Genomic DNA, 17286 nt, shown 5'->3' on the forward strand with positions numbered 1-17286 from the left:
TCGCCGGAGGACCTAAGCCCGTGTCGAACTCCACCCTTCCGCGGCGCGCCTTTCTGGCAGGTCTCTCAGCCCTGGCGGTCCCGGGCCTGGCCACGCCAAGCCTGGCCATCGCCAAGACCGCGACCGCCCTTGAGCCGCTGTCCATCCTCACCAGCCGCGGACCGGTCAGCTTCCAGGTCGAGGTGGCCGCCGACGACGCCGCCCGCGCCCGTGGGCTGATGTATCGCAAGTCCCTGGCGCCGGACCGCGGCATGCTGTTCGACTTCCACACCCCGCGCCCGGTCGCCTTCTGGATGCGCAACACGTACATCTCGCTCGACATGATCTTCATCCGGAACGACGGGCGGATCCTGTCCATCGCCCGTAACACCACGCCGATGTCCGAAGAGGGCGTGCCCTCCGGCGGCCCGGTCCGGGCCGTTCTGGAACTGGTCGGCGGCCGGGCGGCCGAGATCGGCGCCCTGCCGGGAGACCGCGTGCGGCACCGGATCTTCCCCAATGGGTGAGCCTGAAGACGGCGGCAAGCCGGCCCCGCCGCCGCCCGAGGGTTTCGTTCTCTCCGAAGGCCGCGGCGCATTTTCCGGCCACAACGGCCCCTATTTCCACCGCGCCCAGCAGGGCGAGAGCACCGAACAGGCCTTCTTCGCCCTGCCGCGGCACGCCAACGGCCTGGGCCTCGTCCATGGCGGCATGCTCACCAGCTTCCTGGACGGGCTGATGGGGGCCGCGGTGTTCCGCGCTGCGCGCCGGCCAGGGGTGACGATCCACCTGTCGGTGGACTTCCTGCACATGGCGCGGGTGGGGGAGTGGGTGATGGGCGAATCCCGCGTCACCCGCCTGACCCGCGACGTCGCCTTCGTCGAGGGTCGGGCCTATGTGGGCGGCCGCGACGTGGTGCGGGGCTCGGGCGTCTTCAAACTGATGCACAAGCGGGCCTGATCGCACCGCTCACATTGCGGCGCGGCGCCTTGCATGGCATGAGACGGCCACTGTCGGCGTCCGTCTCGGGGCGTAGCGCAGCCTGGTAGCGCATCTGGTTTGGGACCAGAGGGTCGCGTGTTCGAATCACGCCGCCCCGACCAGACGCCGACGTGGGAGCCTTCGGGCTCCGGGATCGCTAATGGGACAATCACATGCTCGCGCGCATCTTCCGCCCCGCCAAGAACGCCATGCAGTCCGGACACGCCAAGTCCCGCGACTGGGTCCTGGAATTCGAACCGGCCAGCGCTCGCAGACCCGACGCCCTGATGGGCTGGACCCAGACCGACGACACCCGCACCCAGCTGCGCCTGTCCTTCGAGACCAAGGAAGAGGCCGTGGCCTATGCCGAGCAGCACGGCGTCGCCTTCGAGGTCTTCGACCCCAAGCCCGCCAAGCGCATCATCAAGGCCTATGCGGACAACTTCGCCTTCGGCCGCAAGGTCCCCTGGACCCACTAAGGCCCGCAAACCCCAGGCGCCCTTAGCTCAACCGGATAGAGCATCCGCCTTCTAAGCGGACGGTTGCAGGTTCGAGTCCTGCAGGGCGCGCCAGGGGCCTTGGCTTGCCCGCGCGGGTGAGGCGCCGGTCAGGCTGGCGCCGAAGATTGGCGGCCGGCGCGGGCGTCCCAGCCCAGCATCGCGACCTCGGCGACAGCCTCCAATTCCTCGCGGGCGGCCTCGTCTCGGGCAAGTAGAGACATGCCGTTCTGGACCGTCTGGACGAACCGCGCGAGCCCGTGGGTGTCGATCGAGGCGGGTATCTCTCCCTCGGCCACGGCGAGGTCCAGGCGCGCTTTGATGCGGTCGAACGTCATGGTGCGCGCTGCGCGCACCATCTCCCCAAGCGCGGCATGGCCCTCACTGCCGACCGCCGAGAGCGTGACCATGCAGCCTCTTGGCGCGCCCTCATCTCCGCTGGCGAGGGCGGCGGCCGAATCCATGAGGAAGGCCATCACCGCGTCGCGGGCGGTCTTCGCGGCGAAAAAGCCCGCCCAGGCCAGATGCTCATTGGTCTCAAGGTAATGGCTCAGCGCTTCGGCATAGAGCGCCTCCTTTGACCCGAACGCGGCGTAGAGGCTCGGCGCGCCGATGCCCATCGCCTGGGTCAGGTCCGTGATTGAGGTCGCCTCGAAACCCTTGCTCCAGAACAGGCAGGTGGCCCGTCCCAACGCCGCCTCGCGGTCGAACGTGCGAGGGCGCCCCCGGCCGCGGGCCGAAAAGTCGCCTGCTGAGGTTTGATCTGATTTTTGCATCGATCGATAGATAAACCCATTGAAGACGTCCGGCAACGTTCCTAGCTAATTCTGTATCGTACACTCCAGAAAGATCGAACATGACGGAACTTGCAGGCAAGCGCGCACTTGTGACCGGCGGATCGCGGGGCATTGGCGCAGCCATAGCCTTGGCGCTGGCGGACAAGGGCGCAGACGTCGCCATCACGTATGAGCGTTCCAGCGCCAGGGCCGCCGAGGTGGTTCGCGCGATTGAGGCGAAGGGTCGACACGGCCTGGCCATTCAGGCCGACAGCGCCGATCCGGGTGCGGTCAAACGATCGGTGGATGAGGCGGCTCAGGCGCTCGGCGGTCTGGACATCCTCATCAACAACGCGGCCATCGCGCTCTATGAGACCATCGCCCGTTTCCCCGTAAAGGACATCGACGCTCTGCTGGCCGTCAATGTGCGGGGGCCGTTGCTCGCCGCCCAGGCCGCCATTCCGCATCTCAAGGCGGGCGGGCGAATCGTGACGATCGGTTCGGCCGGAGCCGAGCGGATCGTGGGCGACACCGGCACGGTCTATTACATGACGAAGTCCGCGCTCCAGTCGTTCACCCGGGGCCTCGCCCGCGAACTCGGCCCCCTGGACATCACCGTCAACCTCGTCCAGCCAGGGTCGACCAATACCGAGATGAACCCCGCCGACGGCGAATTCTCCGACTTCCAGCGGAGCCTGAGCCCACTTGGTCGGTACGGCGCGCCCGAGGATGTCGCCGCCGCCGTCGCCTTCCTCGCCAGCCCGGCGGCGCGGCACATCACGGGCGCCATCCTCAACGTCGATGGCGGGCAGCTCACCTGAGCCGGATCGCCATTGGGTGTTTTCTGGAAAAGTCCCCGGACGGTTTCGGCCGCCGGGGACGAACACTGGGCCTGACAGTCAATCAAGTTTTTGCGATCTGTCGGCTGCGCCACAGACGAACTCGTCTCTAGGTAGTCATAATCTTAAGCAAAATGGCCGCTGGCGGCGGTCATATGCTTGGACGGGAGTGGCGCATGGCTTGGTTGGAGAAGGCCGGAGCAGCGTTGGACAATGTGGTCACCGTGACGCCTGTCGAGGGGGGCTGGTCGGTGACCTCGTCCCTGGCCGATCATCCTCTGATGTTCTTTTCCGGCGCGCACGCCGAGGCCAAGGCGCGCAGCCTGGCGCAGGTCATCGCGTCAGCCGGCGGCGACGCCCAGGTGATCGTGCATGACCGGCGCAACGCCCTGATCGGCACGGTGCGATACTTCGCCGCCGAGGATGAGGTCAAACTTTCGCCCGCGGCCGAGCCGCCCACTGCGGCGGCCTCATAGTCCGGTCGAGGGCCATCGGGACAATGGCGTCGGCATAGGCCGGCATGGTCGCCAGGATGTGGGTGGTGAGCCGCTCATAGAGCTGGATGAAGGCCAGCACCTCGTCGTCGCTCATGCTGCGCGCTGGGGCGGCGCCCTCGGCCGCCAGCCTCATTCGCAGCTTGCGCTCCTGCTCCTGACGCCAGGCGGCCACCACCTCGAACCCGGGCGCCTGCAGCAGGATCAGGCGGTCGAGCAGCCTGAACAGCTCCTGATAGGGTCCCGCCAGGCTGTCATTGACGTGGCGGCGCCAACGGCCATCGGGGTCGCGCCGCGCCTCCAGGTCATTGGCCGGCGCGATCAGGGCCGCAGCGGGCTGCGGGCGGGCGCCCACACACCAGCCTTCAAACAACATCACGTTGACCTTGGCCGGCGCCTGTGGCCAGGCGCTGGCCGGGATCAGGTCATCGCTCGCCTTGTCGAAGCGGGGCAGGGCGGCGGGCTGGCCCTCGGACAGAGCGTCCAACACCCCTAGGCCGAGCCCGACATCGTGGGTGCCGGGCGGTCCGCGGGTGGCGAGCAGGGGATGGATCTCGCGACCCAGGCGCTGGCGGGCGGCGTGGGACAGGTAGAGATCGTCGATGGACAGGACGGCGACGGAGAGGCCCTGCGCCTGCATCAAGCCGGCGAGCGCGGCGGTCAGGGTGGACTTTCCCGCAGCCTGCGGCCCGCAGATCCCGACCAGCAGCGGCGCGTCGGCGCCGGCGACGTCGGCGACGATGCGCGCGGCCAGGGGGGCTGCGACCACCTCCAGGGTGCGGCCATAGGCCAGCGGCAGGTCGTGCTCGGCCAGGAAGCCAGCCGCCCATGTCGGGTCCACGCTCAGGCGAGGCTCCGCCAGGCGTCGAGCGCCGCCGTCAGGTCGGCGATCAGGTCGTCTGGGTCTTCCAGTCCGATGTGCAGGCGGATCAAGGCGCCGTCCCCGGCGCCGCCGTCCTCGCGGCAGCGAAGCTGCGGTCCACAGTCGATGGCCAGGCTTTCGAAGCCGCCCCAGGAAAAGCCGAGGCCGAACACCTTGAGCGCATTGAGGAAGGCCGCCGTGGCCGTCGCCGGCGCTGGCTTCAGGGTGAAGGCGAACAAACCACAGGCGCCGCTATAGTCCCGACGCCAGATGTCGTGGCCTGGGCAGCCGGGCAGGGCGGGATGGCGCATCTGCGCCACTTCCGGCCGTTCCGCCAGCCAGGCGGCGATGCGCCGGGCCGACTGGTCGTGCCGGGCCATCCGCGTGGCCAGCGTCCGCAGGCCCCGCAGCATCTGATAGGCGTCGTCCGGCGACACGGCCCAGCCGATATGCAGCACGCCGTCGTCCATGGCCTGGACCAGCGCCCTGTCGCGGACCGCGACCGAGCCCATGAAGACGTCTGAATGGCCGCCCACATACTTGGTCAGCGCCTGGATGCTGATGTCGACTCCATGGTCCAGCGGCTTGAAGAGCAGGCCGGCGGCCCAGGTGTTGTCGATCAGGGTCAGGATGTTCCGAGCCTGAGCCGCCGCCGCGATGCCGGGAACGTCCTGCATCTCGAAGCTGAGCGAGCCCGGCGACTCCAGCACGATCAGCCGGGTGGCTGGCCCGCATAGCGCGATGAGGTCTGCAGGTCCCAGGCTTGGCGCATAGTAGCGAACCTTGACCCCATAGCGGACCAGGACGGCGTCACAGAAGCGGCGGGTGGGCTTGTAGATGGTGTCGACGACCAGCACCTCGTCGCCCGCCTTCAGCACGGCCAGCATGGCGCCGGTCAGCGCCGCCAGGCCCGACGGATAGAGGGTGACCGCCTCGGCATGCTCCAGGTCGCCCAAGGCGGTCATCAGCGCGCTCTGGGCGGCCAGGCCCTGGCGGCCATAGGTCAGGTGCGCGGCGTCGTCATACAGCGCCGCTGCATTGGGCAGCAGAACGGTGGAGCCGCGCTGGATCGGCGGGCCGACGGTGCGCGCAAGGGGTGTTTCTGCCAGACCCGAGTGGATCAGGCGCGTTTCTTCGGTCATGCGGGTTGACGTTCGTGAGGCATCAGGGGCGAAACTCCCTGTACTAGACCTTTCCCGTCCTGTCCGATCAAGGAGCCCCCCATGATCCGACGCCTCGCGGCGTCCGCTGTCCTGTCGCTGGTCCTGGTTGGATGTGGCCGGGAGACGGAGTCCCCGGAACCTGAACCTGCGCCCGCGCCGAAGACCACGACGGTCGCGCGGGACTTTGCTGCGACCCCCAGCCCGACCCTCGAGGCGGTGCGCCGGCGAGGCCATGTGCTGTGCGGCGTTCATGCGGGGCTGGCGGGCTTTGCGGTGCAGGATGTGCGCGGGGTCTGGCGGGGCTTTGATGTGGACATCTGCCGCGCGGTGGCCGCTGCGGTGCTGGGGGACGCCAACGCCGTGCGCTTCCGGTCGGTCTCGGCCCAGAACCGATTCGCCGAACTTCAGGAGGGTTCGGTCGACATCCTGTCGCGCAACACCTCCTGGACCCTGTCGCGGGACGCCGGCCTCGGTCTCGATTTTCCCACGGTCACCTATTATGACGGCCAAGGCTTCCTGGCCCCGCGGTCCCTCAACCTGACCAGCGCCGACGAACTCAATGGCGCGCGGATTTGCGTGCAATCGGCCACGGTCACCGAGAGCAATCTGGCGGACTATTTCCGCGCCCGCGGTCTCGAATTCACCCCCGTGGTCATCGACAACGAGGCCGACGCCCGCACCGCCTATGAGGCCGAGGAATGCGACGTCTTCACCGCGGACGTCTCGGCCCTGGCCTCAGCCCGCTCCATCATGAACAACCCCAACGCCCATGTGATCCTGCCGACGGTCATCTCCAAGGAGCCCCTAGGGCCCGTGGTGCGCCAGGATGATCCGGCCTGGACCGACATCGTCAGATGGACGGTGAATGCGCTTATTATTGCTGAAGAACTCGGCGTGAACTCAACCACGGTGGAAGGCTCCCGCGAGACCGCGTCGGATCCGGAAACCCGCCGGCTCCTGGGGGTCGATGGCGAGCTGGGCGCCCTGCTCGGGTTGGAGGACGACTGGGCCTATCAGGCCATCGCGCAGGTCGGGGCCTATAATGAAATCTTCCGCCGCAACCTGGGCGCCGACTCCGGGCTGAAGCTGGAGCGGGGTCTGAACGCCCTCTGGAGCGCCCCCAATCCGGGCCTGATCTACGCCCCGCCGGTGCGCTAGAACCTTAGGACCATGGCGCAGCGGCGGGCGGGGTCGAGGCCGCGCGACGCCTCGCGGTCGAGATAAGCCAGAAGAGTCGCCGGCGCGACGTCCCGTTCGATGATCTCAAAACCGGCCGAGGCGTAGAAGGGGGCGTTCCAGGGAGCGTCGCGAAAGGTCGTGAGGCTGAGGCCTGAGAGCCCACGCCGACGCGCCTCGTCGATAGCGAAGGCCAGCAGGCGCCGGCCGAGTCCCTGACCCTGATGACGCCGGTGGACGTCGAACTCCAGGATGTGGAGACGGCCTTCCTCGATGCGAGCGGCCAGAAAGGCGCCCGGTGGGCCATCGTCCGGCGTCATCACCCACAGAAGCCCGGCCTCAGCGATCGGCGCCCAGACCTCGGCCGGGGTGAAGTCGAGGGGCGCATCGTCCGGCTCGCCGGCGATGATATCGATGCCTTCGTCCCGAAAGAGACTGGCCGCCGACAGCTCGATCTCCGGCAGCAGGGCAAGATCGTCAGGTCGGGCGGCGCGGATGATCATCTGGCTCAGGTCCCAACGGCCACCGGCGTATCGGACCGGGCGCCCCATTCGCTCCAGGAGCCGTCATAGATCGGGACCTGATCGACCCCAAGGCGCGCCAGAGCCAGGGCGAGCACGGCGGCGCTGACGCCAGAGCCGCAGGTGGTGATGATCGGACGCTCCAGATTGACGCCGGCCACGGCGAAGGCCCCGCGCAATTCATCGGGCGACCGCAAGGTCCCGTCGGCGGCGATCACAGCGTTCCAAGGCAGGTTGCAGGCGCCTGGCATATGGCCGCCGCGCAGGCCAGGCCGGGGCTCGGGAACCTGGCCCAGGAACCGGCCGGCCGGACGCGCGTCGAGCAGCTGGATCTTGGGGTCGCCCAGGGCCTGACGCACCTCCTCCAGGTTTCGCACCAGATGCGGCTGAAGCCGCGCCGAACTCTCGACGGCCCGCGGCGCGGGGTCACCGGTTTCCACCGGCTGGCCCGCCGCGCGCCAGGCTTTCAGCCCCCCATCGAGCACCGCCACCCTTTCAAAGCCCATGACGCGCAAGGTCCACCAGACCCGCGGGCTGGAGAAGATCCCCTGGCCATCATAGACGACGATCTGGTGCGCGGGGCCAAGGCCGAGTTGCGAGGCGGCCGCGGCGAAAGCGGCCTGGGGCGGCAGCATGTGCGGCAGGTCGGTCGCCGGATCGGAGATCAGATCGATGTCGAAGAACACCGCGCCGGGAATATGCCCCTGACGGAATTCCTCCAGGCCTGGCCGCTGTTCGGCCGGCATATACCAGGTGGCGTCCACCACCCGCAGGTCGGGGTCACCCAACCGCTGGGCCAGCCAGTCGACCGAAACGAGGGGGCCGGTCTCCATGGCTAAAGCCAGGACGGGATCGGCAGGCCCTTTTCCGTCAGGAAGGCCCGGTTGAAGATCTTGCTCTGATAGCGCGCGCCCTGGTCGCACAGGATGGTCACGATGGTGTGGCCTGGCCCCATGGCCTTGGCCATGCGGATGGCGCCGGCCACATTGACGCCGGTGGAGCCGCCCATCACCAGGCCCTCGTGCTCTACGAGATCGTAGATCACCCCCAGCATCTCATCGTCGGCGATCCGGTAGGCCTGATCGACCTTGAGACCCTCGAGGTTGGCGGTGATACGGCCCTGGCCAATGCCCTCGCTGATGGAGCCGCCCTCGGACTTCAGCTCGCCGGTCGTGTAGTAGGAATAGAGCGCCGCGCCATAGGGATCGGCCAGGCCGATCTGCACGTCAGCCCGTTCGGCCCGCAGGGCCTGGGCCACGCCCGCGAGGGTGCCGCCGGACCCGACGGCGCAGATGAAGCCATCCACCTTGCCCTCGGTCTGCGCCCAGATTTCGGGGCCAGTCGTCTCGGCGTGGGCCTGACGGTTGGCGACATTGTCGAACTGGTTGGCCCAGATGGCCCCATTGGGTTCGCGAGCGGCCAGCTCTTCGGCCAGGCGGCCGGAATAGCGGACATAGTTGTCGGGGTTGGAGTAGGGGACGGCGTCCACCTCGACCAGTTCGGCGCCGAACAGGCGGATGGCGTCCTTCTTCTCCTGGCTCTGGGTCCGGGGGATGACGATGGTGGCGCGATAGCCCAGCGCCTTGGCGACCATGGCCAGGCCGATGCCGGTATTGCCCGCCGTGCCCTCGACGATCCGGCCGCCGGGGCGCAGCAGGCCCTTGGCCTCGGCCTCGCGCACGATATAGAGCGCCGCCCGGTCCTTGACCGACTGGCCGGGATTCATGAATTCCGCCTTGCCCAGAATTTCGCAGCCAGTCAGTTCGCTGGCGCGGTTGAGGCGGATGAGCGGCGTGTTGCCGATGGTGTCGAGAACGCTGTTTGCGACGGTCATGGGCCGCTACTTAAGCGCGCCATCGGCCCAGGAACAGGGGCAAGCGGCGCGGCCGCTCAGCTTTTCGACAGGCTGAGCTGGACCACATCGGTGCGCGCCGTGCGGAAACCCGCCTCGCAATAGGCCAGGTAGAAGCGCCAGAGCCGGCGGAACCGCTCATCGAAGCCATTCTCGCGGATGTTCGGCCAGGCGGCCTCGAACCTTCGGGTCCACTCCGCCAGCGTGTCGGCATAGTCCTGACCAAAGCGGCTGATGTCGCGCCAGCCCAGGCCCGCCGCCGAGGTTTCCTGGCGCAGCCGCGCCTCGCTGATCAGCATGCCGCCAGGAAAAATGTATCGCTGGATAAAGTCGGCGCGGCGGCGATAGCCCTCGAAGAACTCGTCCTGGATGGTGATGATCTGCAGACCGGCCCGGCCGCCAGGCTTCAGCACCTCGGCGATCTTGCCGAAATAGCTCGGCCAGTACTTCTCGCCGACCGCCTCGAACATCTCGATGGAGGCGACCCGGTCGTAGGTCCCGTCCACGTCGCGATAATCCACCAGGCGGATTTCCGCCCGCTCGGCCAAGCCCTGATCGAAGATGCGCTTGGCGGCGAAGTCGTACTGTTCCTGCGAGATGGTGATGGCGGTCACCTTGGCGCCGACGTGCTTTGCGGCGTACTCCGCAAAGCCGCCCCAGCCGCAGCCGATCTCCAGCACATGGTGCTGCGGCTCCAGGGCCATCTGCTGGGTGAGCAGGCGGTATTTGTTCTGTTGCGCCTGCGCCAGGTCCTGGCCCTCATGGGCGTAGCGGGCCGCCGAATAGGTCATGGTGGCGTCCAGCCACTGCGAATAGAAGGCGTTGCCCAGGTCGTAATGGGCATGGATGTTCTTCTTGGCGCCGGCGCGGCTGTTGTCGCGGAAGACGTGCAGGATTCGGTTCAGCACCCACATGAGCGGCGCGCCGAGGGCCAGGCGCTCGATCTTGTCGAAGTTCAGGCTGAAGGCGCAGAGCAGGGCGGCCATGTCCGGCGTGTCCCACTGGCGGGCCATATAGCCTTCGGCAAAGCCGATATCGCCGGCCGAGAGCACCCGGTTCATGAAGGCGTAGTCCCGCACCACCAACCGCGCCGTAGGGCCAGGCTCAGCGCCAGCGATGGTGAGCTCCTTGCCGTTGGGCAGGACAAAGGTGAGCTCACCCACACTCCAGTTGCGGGCGAGAAGGCCCAGGGCGCTGCGGAAGGCGGCGGTCGAGCCTGACAGCTCCGGCGCGCGGCGCAGAGCGCCCGGCGTTTGGGCCAGTTCGGCCAGGGATGACGAGTCGTGGGTGATAGTCATCTTCGCTAACCCCTCGTGTCTTTCGTACCATAACATGCAAACACCGACGGGCGACTCCAAGCCGGAGCCGAGTTTACGGCCAGGCCGGGGCCGCGGACGCAAGCTGCGGCGCAAGCGTCGGATTTCTGGCTTGTGAAGCCGCCGGGCGGGCGCCACTTAGGCCCGATCCGCAGACCTCAGGAGGATCGCATGGCCGCGCTCGAGCTCAAGACGTGGAACCTCGCCATCGGCGCCGATCAGCCCCTGGTGGTGATCGCCGGGCTCAATGTCCTGGAGGATCTCGAGCTCGCCCGGGATGCGGCGCGACATCTGAAGGCCGTCTGCGCCGACCTTGGTCTGCCCTATGTGTTCAAGGCCAGCTTCGACAAGGCCAACCGCTCTTCGATCCGCAGCTATCGTGGCCCGGGCCTCGAGGAGGGTCTGAAAATCCTCCGCCAGATCAAGGACGAGTTCGACGTCCCGATCTGCACCGACCTGCATGAGGTCAGCCAGGCGCAACCGGTGGCGGCCGTCGCCGATCTGGTCCAGATCCCGGCCTTCCTCTGCCGCCAGACCGATCTGGTGGTGGCCACGGCCGAGGCGACCAAGGCCGCCGGCGGGCTGCTGCATGTCAAGAAGGGCCAGTTCCTGGCGCCCTGGGACTGCCGCAACATCCTCGACAAGATCAAGGAGGCGGTCGGCGTCGACATGACCATCCTGTGCGAGCGCGGCGTCAGCTTCGGCTACAACAACCTCGTCGTGGACATGCTGGGCATTTCCGAGATGCAGGCCCTGGGCGCGCCCGTGACCATCGACGCCACCCACGCCGTCCAGTTGCCGGGCGCCAATCCGAAGTCCAACGGCGCCTCCACCGGCGGCCGCCGCGAAGGGGTGCCGATCATCGCCAAGGCCGCGGTCGCGGCGGGGGCCGACGGCGTGTTCCTGGAATTCCACCACGATCCGGATCGCGCGCTCTGCGACGGGCCCAGCTGCCTGCCGTTGAGCCAGGCCGAGCCGCTGCTGCGAACCCTGGCAGCCCTGCGCGCCGCGGTTCAGGCCTGACGCCTGTGGATCTCGCCGCCCTTCAGCATCTGCTCTCGGCCATTCCCGGCGTCCGGGTGGCCTGCGTCGGCGACCTGATGGTCGACCGCTTCGTCTATGGCGACGTCAGCCGGGTGTCGCCTGAGGCGCCGATCCCGGTTCTGGCCCGGCGACGGGAACTGGTGATGCTGGGGGCGGCCGGCAATGTCGCCCGCAATGTCGCAGCCCTCGGTGGTCATGTCTGCCTGGTGGGCCTGGTGGGTGGCGACGGCGAGGGGCACGAGGCCCTGCGCCTGGTGTCGGCCGAGGCGGGCGTCGAGGGCTTCATCGTCAGCGACCCGGACCGCCCCACCACGCTCAAGACCCGCTTCGTCTCCGGCGGTCAGCAACTGCTGCGGGTGGACAACGAGGTTGCGACGCCGGCCCAGGGCGAGGTCGAAGACCGTCTGGTCCGCACGATCCGCGATGTGGCCGCCGATGTGGGGCTGATCCTGCTGTCGGACTACGGCAAGGGGGTGGTCACGCCAGCCGTCATCGCCGCCTGCCGCGCGGCCGGCGCCCGGGTGATCGTCGACTCAAAGGCCAGGTCCTTCGCCCGCTACGGCGCGGTGGACATCATCAAGCCCAACGCCGCGGAACTGGCCCACGCCACCGACATGGCCACCGACACCGATGAGGAGATCACCGCGGCCCTGGCCCACGCCCTCAGCCTCTGCGAGGCCCAGGCCATCCTGGTGACCCGCTCGGCCAAGGGCATCTCCCTGGCGGTGCGTGGCGAGGCGGTGCGACACTTTCCCGGTGTGCCCAAGGAGGTGTTCGACGCCTCCGGGGCGGGCGACACGACCCTGGCCGCCCTCGGCCTGGCCCTGGCCGCAAAGGCCTCAATGGAAGATGCGGTGGCCTTCGCCATGCTCGCCTCGGGCGTCGCCGTGGGCAAGGCCGGCACCGCCGTGGTCACACCGGCCGAGCTGATGGAGGCGACACTGGCGGCCCATATGGCCCCGGCCGAGGCCAAGGTGGCCACGCCCCTGCGGATGGCCGACGAGGTCGCACGCTGGAAGGCCAAGGGGCTTCGTGTGGGCTTCACCAATGGCTGTTTCGACATCCTCCACAAGGGGCACGTCGCGTATCTGGACCAGGCCCGCAGCTGGTGCGACCGGCTGGTGGTCGGCGTCAATGACGACGCCTCCGTCAAGCGCCTGAAGGGGGAGGGGCGGCCGGTCAACGACCTGGAGAGCCGCGCCATCGTCCTGGCCGGGCTGGGTTCGGTCGATCTCGTCGTGCCCTTCGAAGAGGACACGCCGATGAAGCTGATCGAGGCGGTTCGCCCCGACGTGCTGGTCAAGGGCGCCGACTATTCCGAGGACCAGGTGGTCGGCGCCGCGCAGGTGCGCGCCTGGGGCGGCGAGGTGAAGCTCGCCCAGATCGTCCAGGGCTTTTCCACCACGGCCGCGATTTCCCGCATGCAGGACAAGCCATGAGCCGCCGCATCGTCTTCGTCACCGGCGGGGCCGGCTTCATCGGTTCCAACATCGTCGCCCGCCTGGCGGAGGACCGCAGCCTGGAGGTCGTGGTCTGCGACCGGCTGCGGGAGGCCGAGCTTGGCAAGTGGCGCAACATCGCCAAGCACCCCATCGCCGACTTCGTCGCGCCCGAAGCCATGTTCGACTGGCTGGAAGCTCACTGGAGCGATGTGGAGCTGGTGATCCACATGGGGGCGGTGTCTTCGACGACCGAGCCGGACGCCGACAAGATCATCCACTCCAACTTCACCCTGTCGCGGGACCTGTTCGCCTGGTGTGCGGCGCGCCAGCGGCGGCTGATCTATGCCTCGTCGGCGGCCACCTATGGCGACGGCGCCCTGGGGTTCGACGACGACAACAGCTTCGAGGCCCTGGCGGCCCTGGCGCCCCTGAACACCTATGGCTGGTCCAAGGCCCTGTTCGACCTGCACGCCGTGCGGCAGGCGAGCCGGGGCGTCGCGCCGCCGCAGTGGGTGGGCCTCAAGTTCTTCAACGTCTACGGCCCCAATGAGGGCCACAAGCACGGCATGAAGTCGGTGGCCGCGCAGATCTGGCCCAAGGTCAGCGCCGGCGAGACCGTGCAGCTCTTCCAGTCCCACCGGCCCGACGTGGCGCATGGCGGCCAGCTCCGCGACTTCGTCTATGTCCGCGACGTGGCCGATGTGGTGGTCTGGCTGGCGGCCAATCCGCAGGTGAACGGAGTCTTCAATCTGGGCTCGGGCCAGGCGCGGTCGTTCGCCGAGATGGCGCAGGCGGTGTTCGCGTCCGCCGGCCAGGCGCCCGACATCGCCTATATCCCGATGCCCGAGGCGATCCGCGAGCGGTACCAGTACTTCACCCAGGCGCAGATGGGTCGCCTTCGTCAGGCTGGATACGACGCGCCCTTCACGAGCCTGGAGGCTGGGATTGACGATTACGTCCAGGGCTTCCTGGCCAAGCCCGATCCTTATCGCTGAGGCGCTTTCGCCGGCGGCCGGGACTGTGAGATAAGGCCCGGACATGGCCGAGACCTCCCGACGCACCAGGATGCTGTTCGCCGCGATTGCGGTCGTGGTCGTCGGCGTGCTGATCGCCGGCGGATTGGTCTGGCGCGACGACATCCTGCGCACGGGCCTCGATCCCAAAGAGCCGTTCCAGACCTATGACCCGCCGCCGGCGCCCAACTACGCGGAGCGGGAGGCCTGGAGCCTGCTGCCGGAAAGCCCACAGACCTGGGCGGACGACGATCCCGTGGCCGACGTCTTCTTCATCGGCCCAACCCTCTATGACGGGGGCCGCCATTGGAACGCCCCCATAGACGATGCGCGGTCCGAGGCCTTTTTCCGCCGCACCATCGGGCCGAACTATGTGGGACCCTTCGTGCGGGTCGGCCGCCTGTTCGCCCCCCAGTACCGACAGGCCAGCCTCTATTCGATGCTGACCTTGCGCGATGACGCCCGAGAGGCGCGGCGGTTCGCCTATGGCGACGTGCGGCGGGCCTTCCGCCACTACATCTCGCTCTACAACCATGGACGTCCCTTCCTGATCGTCGGCGTGGAACAGGGTGGGACGCTCGCCGCCCGCCTTCTGGCCGAAGAGGTCGCAAGCGACCCTGACATCCGCAGCAGGCTGGTGGCGGCCTATCTCATCCAGACAGCCGTTCCGGCGGCCGCCCCGCCCATCCCCCTTTGCACGACGCCCACCGAGCCCGGCTGTCTGGCGGCGTGGATGTCTGCCTATGAGGGGGATCGCGAGCGGGCCCAGGAGCTCCGCGACCGTTCGCTGGTCTGGACGCAGGACGGCGCGCTGATCAATCTGTCGGGGCTGGCAGCCTGCTATAATCCGATCCTGGGCCAGGTCAGCGATGCGGTCGCGCCCGCGCGGCTGGCCCGGGGGGCGACCAATGCGACCGGCCTAGAATGGGGCGCTCGCCCCGCGCTGCAAAGCCGACAGGTGGGGGCGCATTGCGAGAATAGCGTCCTGCGCGTCTCCCGGCCGAGATCGGCGGCCTTCCGCCCGATCGGGTCGTGGGCGGATCGGCAGAAGATGCCGGGATACAATCTCTTCTACGGAGATCTTGAGGCCAACGCCGAGGCGCGGCTCAACACCCTGATGGCCGACCCCAACTTTCCGCGCGCCGCCCGGCAGATTCCGGAAGGCGCCGAGGTGGGCGCCGCGCCGGTCCATCGCATCGACTGAAAGACGGTCAGCCCGCGTCCTGCAGGGTCGACTGGGCTTGCCAGTCGAACAGCGCCTGCAGGGTTCGCAGGGCCTTGCCCCGCTCGGAGGTCAGGCCCGGGTCGCGGGCCAGGACCAGGCGCGCATCGTCACCCGCCGCGGCGATCAGGTCACGATGGGCGATGGGATCGGCGAACACATAGGCCGGAAAACCGCTCTGCCGCAGGCCCAGGGGATCGCCGCCGCCGCGTAGTTCCAAGTCCCGTTCAGCGATCAGGAAGCCGTCATCGGTACGGCGCAGGATGTCGAGCCGCTTCTGACCCGCCTCCGGAAGCGGTGGGTCATAGAGCAGGACGCAGGCGCTCTCGGCCCGCCCCCGGCCCACCCGGCCGCGGAGCTGGTGGAGCTGGGCCAGGCCGAACCGCTCGGCCTGTTCGATGACCATGATGGTGGCGTTGGGCACATTCACGCCCACCTCGACAACCGTGGTGGCCACCAGCACCGACAGCTCCCCCTGGGCGAAGCGGGCCATGACGGCGTCCTTCTCCGGGCCGGGCATCTTGCCGTGAACAAGACCAACGCTGGGACCGATCCGCTGCCGCAGTTCGCCCGCCCGGCGCTCGGCGGCGGCAAGGTCGGTCTTCTCCGATTCAGACACCAGGGGACAGATCCAGAAGGCTTGGGCGCCCTGGGCGACCACGGACTTCAACCGCGCCTCGACCTCGGCCATCCGCCCCATGGGGATGGCCCGGGTGGCGACCGGGGTGCGACCGGGCGGCTTCTCGTCGATGCGGGAGACGTCCAGGTCGCCGAAAACAGTCAGCTCGAGAGTGCGCGGGATCGGCGTCGCCGACATGGCCAGCAGGTGAGTGGCCTGTCCCTTGGCCTGCAGGCGCTGGCGCTCAGCCACGCCGAAGCGATGCTGCTCGTCGATGACGGTCAGGCGCAGGTCGTGGAAGACCACATCGTTCTGAAAGAGGGCGTGCGTGCCGACGGCGACCTGGACGGCGCCGCTGGCCAGGGCCCGCAGCTTCTCGGCCCGGGCGCCGCCCTTGTCACGGCCGGTCAGCAGGACCGCGGCCAGGCCCTGGGCCTCCAGCGGCCCCGCCAGGGTCTCGAAATGCTGGCGCGCGAGGATCTCGGTGGGCGCCATCAGGGCGCTCTGGCCGCCAGCCTCGGCCACATCGGCCATGGCCAGCATGGCCACGACCGTCTTGCCTGAGCCCACATCCCCCTGCAGCAGCCGCGACATCCGCTCGCCACAGGCCAGGTCGGCGCGGATGTCGGCCAGGGCGCGGTCCTGGGCGCCGGTCAGCTGGAAGGGCAGGGCCGCCGCCAGGGCCTCGGCCAGGCGACCTGCGGCGATCGGCGGGGCGGGCTCGGCCCGACGCTCGGCCTTGCGTTGGCCCATGGCCAGTTGATGGGCCAGCAGTTCGTCGAAGGCCAGGCGCTGGCGGTGAGGCGCCTGGGCGGTGAGGTCGGCCTCGCTTTCCGGGGCGTGCAGTCGGGCCAGGCTGTCGCGCCACGTCCCCCAGCCCTGGCGGGCGAGCCAGGCGGGGTCCTGCCATTCGGCGAGGTCGGGACACCGCGCCAGGGCGTCCAGGGCCAGTCGCCGCACCGTGCGGGCCGGCAGGCCGGCCGTGGCCGGATAGACAGCCTCGATCTCGGGGATCTGGTCGGCCTTCTCGACCGGGACCAGATAGTCCGGATGGGCGATCTGGATCTCCGAGCCGAACCGCTCGACCTTGCCGCTCACCAGCCGTTGGGCGCCGATCGGGTGCTGGGCCTCGATGCGCCCGCCCAGGCCGCCGAAATAGACCAGGGTCAGGAAACCCGTGCCGTCGAAGGCGCGCACCCGCCAGGGTTGGGAAGGGCTCCGCGGCGGCTGATAGGCCTCGATCGTCACCACGAAGGTCTGGACCGCCCCTTCGAGGGCGGCGTCCACCCGGGCCGGATGGCGATGAATGAGGCTGTGGGGCGCCAGGAAGGCCACGTCCCGGACGATCGGCCCCGCCAGCTTCTCCAGCAAAGGCGCAACCCGCGGTCCCACGCCCTTCAGCGTGTCGACCGGGGCGAACAGGGGGAAGAGAATCTCCGGGCGCATGGCCAAGAACATAGCGCGACCGTTCGCCCGGCGCGCGGTGGACG

Annotated in this window: 18 protein-coding genes and 2 tRNA genes; 12 read left to right on the forward strand and 8 right to left on the reverse strand. The window is 68.7% G+C overall.

The window, feature by feature from the left end; genetic code table 11:
• Positions 1-20 precede the first annotated feature (20 nt).
• The 5 genes from Q8L83_RS13670 to Q8L83_RS13690 all read left to right on the forward strand — a co-directional run bounded on the left by Q8L83_RS13670 (position 21) and on the right by Q8L83_RS13690 (position 1532).
• Positions 21-506, forward strand: a complete 486-nt coding sequence (locus Q8L83_RS13670; RefSeq protein WP_305287826.1) for a DUF192 domain-containing protein — start codon at positions 21-23, stop codon at positions 504-506.
• Complete coding sequence (locus Q8L83_RS13675) at positions 499-939, forward strand: PaaI family thioesterase (RefSeq protein WP_305287828.1); 441 nt, start codon at positions 499-501, stop codon at positions 937-939. Before Q8L83_RS13670 ends, Q8L83_RS13675 begins: the two co-directional genes overlap by 8 nt.
• Before the next feature lie 66 nt (positions 940-1005).
• Positions 1006-1082: transfer RNA gene (locus Q8L83_RS13680), tRNA-Pro, on the forward strand.
• Positions 1083-1133: 51 nt separating this feature from the next.
• Positions 1134-1439 (forward strand): ETC complex I subunit, encoded by a 306-nt coding sequence (locus Q8L83_RS13685; RefSeq protein WP_305287829.1) that lies wholly within the window; start codon positions 1134-1136, stop codon positions 1437-1439.
• A gap of 16 nt (positions 1440-1455) precedes the next feature.
• Positions 1456-1532, forward strand: a tRNA-Arg gene (locus Q8L83_RS13690).
• A gap of 35 nt (positions 1533-1567) precedes the next feature.
• Here Q8L83_RS13690 and Q8L83_RS13695 read toward each other — a convergent pair.
• On the reverse strand, positions 1568-2269 hold the full coding sequence (locus tag Q8L83_RS13695) for a TetR/AcrR family transcriptional regulator (protein WP_305287832.1): 702 nt from the start codon (positions 2267-2269) through the stop codon (positions 1568-1570).
• 44 nt (positions 2270-2313) lie between these two features.
• On the opposite strand from Q8L83_RS13695, the gene Q8L83_RS13700 reads away from it, so the two are divergent.
• Positions 2314-3054: an SDR family NAD(P)-dependent oxidoreductase gene (locus Q8L83_RS13700; protein WP_305287834.1), complete on the forward strand. Its 741-nt coding sequence runs from the start codon at positions 2314-2316 to the stop codon at positions 3052-3054.
• Between the two features lie 194 nt (positions 3055-3248).
• A complete protein-coding gene (locus Q8L83_RS13705; RefSeq protein ID WP_305287837.1) occupies positions 3249-3548 on the forward strand; it encodes a hypothetical protein in 300 nt (99 codons plus the stop codon).
• Here the strand turns inward: Q8L83_RS13705 and Q8L83_RS13710 are convergent.
• Positions 3502-4407, reverse strand: a complete 906-nt coding sequence (locus Q8L83_RS13710; RefSeq protein ID WP_305287839.1) for a kinase — start codon at positions 4405-4407, stop codon at positions 3502-3504. The genes Q8L83_RS13705 and Q8L83_RS13710 overlap by 47 nt on opposite strands.
• 2 nt (positions 4408-4409) lie before the next feature.
• Positions 4410-5570: a cystathionine beta-lyase gene (gene metC, locus Q8L83_RS13715; protein WP_305287840.1), complete on the reverse strand. Its 1161-nt coding sequence runs from the start codon at positions 5568-5570 to the stop codon at positions 4410-4412.
• An 81-nt stretch (positions 5571-5651) separates the two neighbouring features.
• On the opposite strand from metC, the gene Q8L83_RS13720 reads away from it, so the two are divergent.
• Positions 5652-6749, forward strand: a complete 1098-nt coding sequence (locus Q8L83_RS13720) for an amino acid ABC transporter substrate-binding protein (RefSeq protein ID WP_305287841.1) — start codon at positions 5652-5654, stop codon at positions 6747-6749.
• On the opposite strand, the gene Q8L83_RS13725 is transcribed toward Q8L83_RS13720, so the two are convergent.
• The 4 genes from Q8L83_RS13725 to Q8L83_RS13740 are packed head-to-tail and all read right to left on the reverse strand — an operon-like array spanning position 6746 to position 10438.
• Positions 6746-7270 carry a GNAT family N-acetyltransferase gene (locus tag Q8L83_RS13725; RefSeq protein WP_305287842.1) on the reverse strand — a complete coding sequence of 175 codons (525 nt, stop codon included), beginning with the start codon at positions 7268-7270 and terminating at the stop codon, positions 6746-6748. The two genes, Q8L83_RS13720 and Q8L83_RS13725, sit on opposite strands and share 4 nt — an antisense overlap.
• Positions 7271-7275: 5 nt before the next feature.
• Positions 7276-8121 (reverse strand): 3-mercaptopyruvate sulfurtransferase, encoded by an 846-nt coding sequence (gene sseA, locus Q8L83_RS13730; protein WP_305287843.1) that lies wholly within the window; start codon positions 8119-8121, stop codon positions 7276-7278.
• A gap of 2 nt (positions 8122-8123) precedes the next feature.
• Positions 8124-9122: a cysteine synthase A gene (locus tag Q8L83_RS13735; protein WP_305287844.1), complete on the reverse strand. Its 999-nt coding sequence runs from the start codon at positions 9120-9122 to the stop codon at positions 8124-8126.
• Between the two features lie 56 nt (positions 9123-9178).
• Positions 9179-10438 (reverse strand): cyclopropane-fatty-acyl-phospholipid synthase family protein, encoded by a 1260-nt coding sequence (locus Q8L83_RS13740; RefSeq protein WP_305287845.1) that lies wholly within the window; start codon positions 10436-10438, stop codon positions 9179-9181.
• A 189-nt stretch (positions 10439-10627) separates the two neighbouring features.
• Between Q8L83_RS13740 and kdsA the strand changes: the two genes are divergently transcribed.
• From kdsA to Q8L83_RS13760, 4 genes are read left to right on the forward strand one after another with little or no spacing between them, the layout of a single operon-like run.
• A complete protein-coding gene (gene kdsA / locus Q8L83_RS13745) occupies positions 10628-11479 on the forward strand; it encodes a 3-deoxy-8-phosphooctulonate synthase (protein ID WP_305287846.1) in 852 nt (283 codons plus the stop codon).
• Positions 11480-11484: 5 nt separating this feature from the next.
• Positions 11485-12939, forward strand: a complete 1455-nt coding sequence (gene rfaE2, locus Q8L83_RS13750; RefSeq protein ID WP_305287848.1) for a D-glycero-beta-D-manno-heptose 1-phosphate adenylyltransferase — start codon at positions 11485-11487, stop codon at positions 12937-12939.
• On the forward strand, positions 12936-13937 hold the full coding sequence (rfaD, locus tag Q8L83_RS13755; protein WP_305287849.1) for an ADP-glyceromanno-heptose 6-epimerase: 1002 nt from the start codon (positions 12936-12938) through the stop codon (positions 13935-13937). Before rfaE2 ends, rfaD begins: the two co-directional genes overlap by 4 nt.
• 43 nt (positions 13938-13980) lie before the next feature.
• A complete protein-coding gene (locus tag Q8L83_RS13760; protein ID WP_305287850.1) occupies positions 13981-15159 on the forward strand; it encodes a DUF3089 domain-containing protein in 1179 nt (392 codons plus the stop codon).
• Between the two features lie 7 nt (positions 15160-15166).
• On the opposite strand, the gene recG is transcribed toward Q8L83_RS13760, so the two are convergent.
• The gene (gene recG / locus Q8L83_RS13765) at positions 15167-17242 is read right to left on the reverse strand and encodes an ATP-dependent DNA helicase RecG (RefSeq protein WP_305287852.1); all 2076 of its coding nucleotides are present in this window, start codon (positions 17240-17242) and stop codon (positions 15167-15169) included.
• Between the last annotated feature and the right edge of the window lie 44 nt (positions 17243-17286).

The organism is Phenylobacterium sp. (assembly GCF_030680185.1).
Taxonomy (GTDB): Bacteria; Pseudomonadota; Alphaproteobacteria; order Caulobacterales; family Caulobacteraceae; genus Phenylobacterium.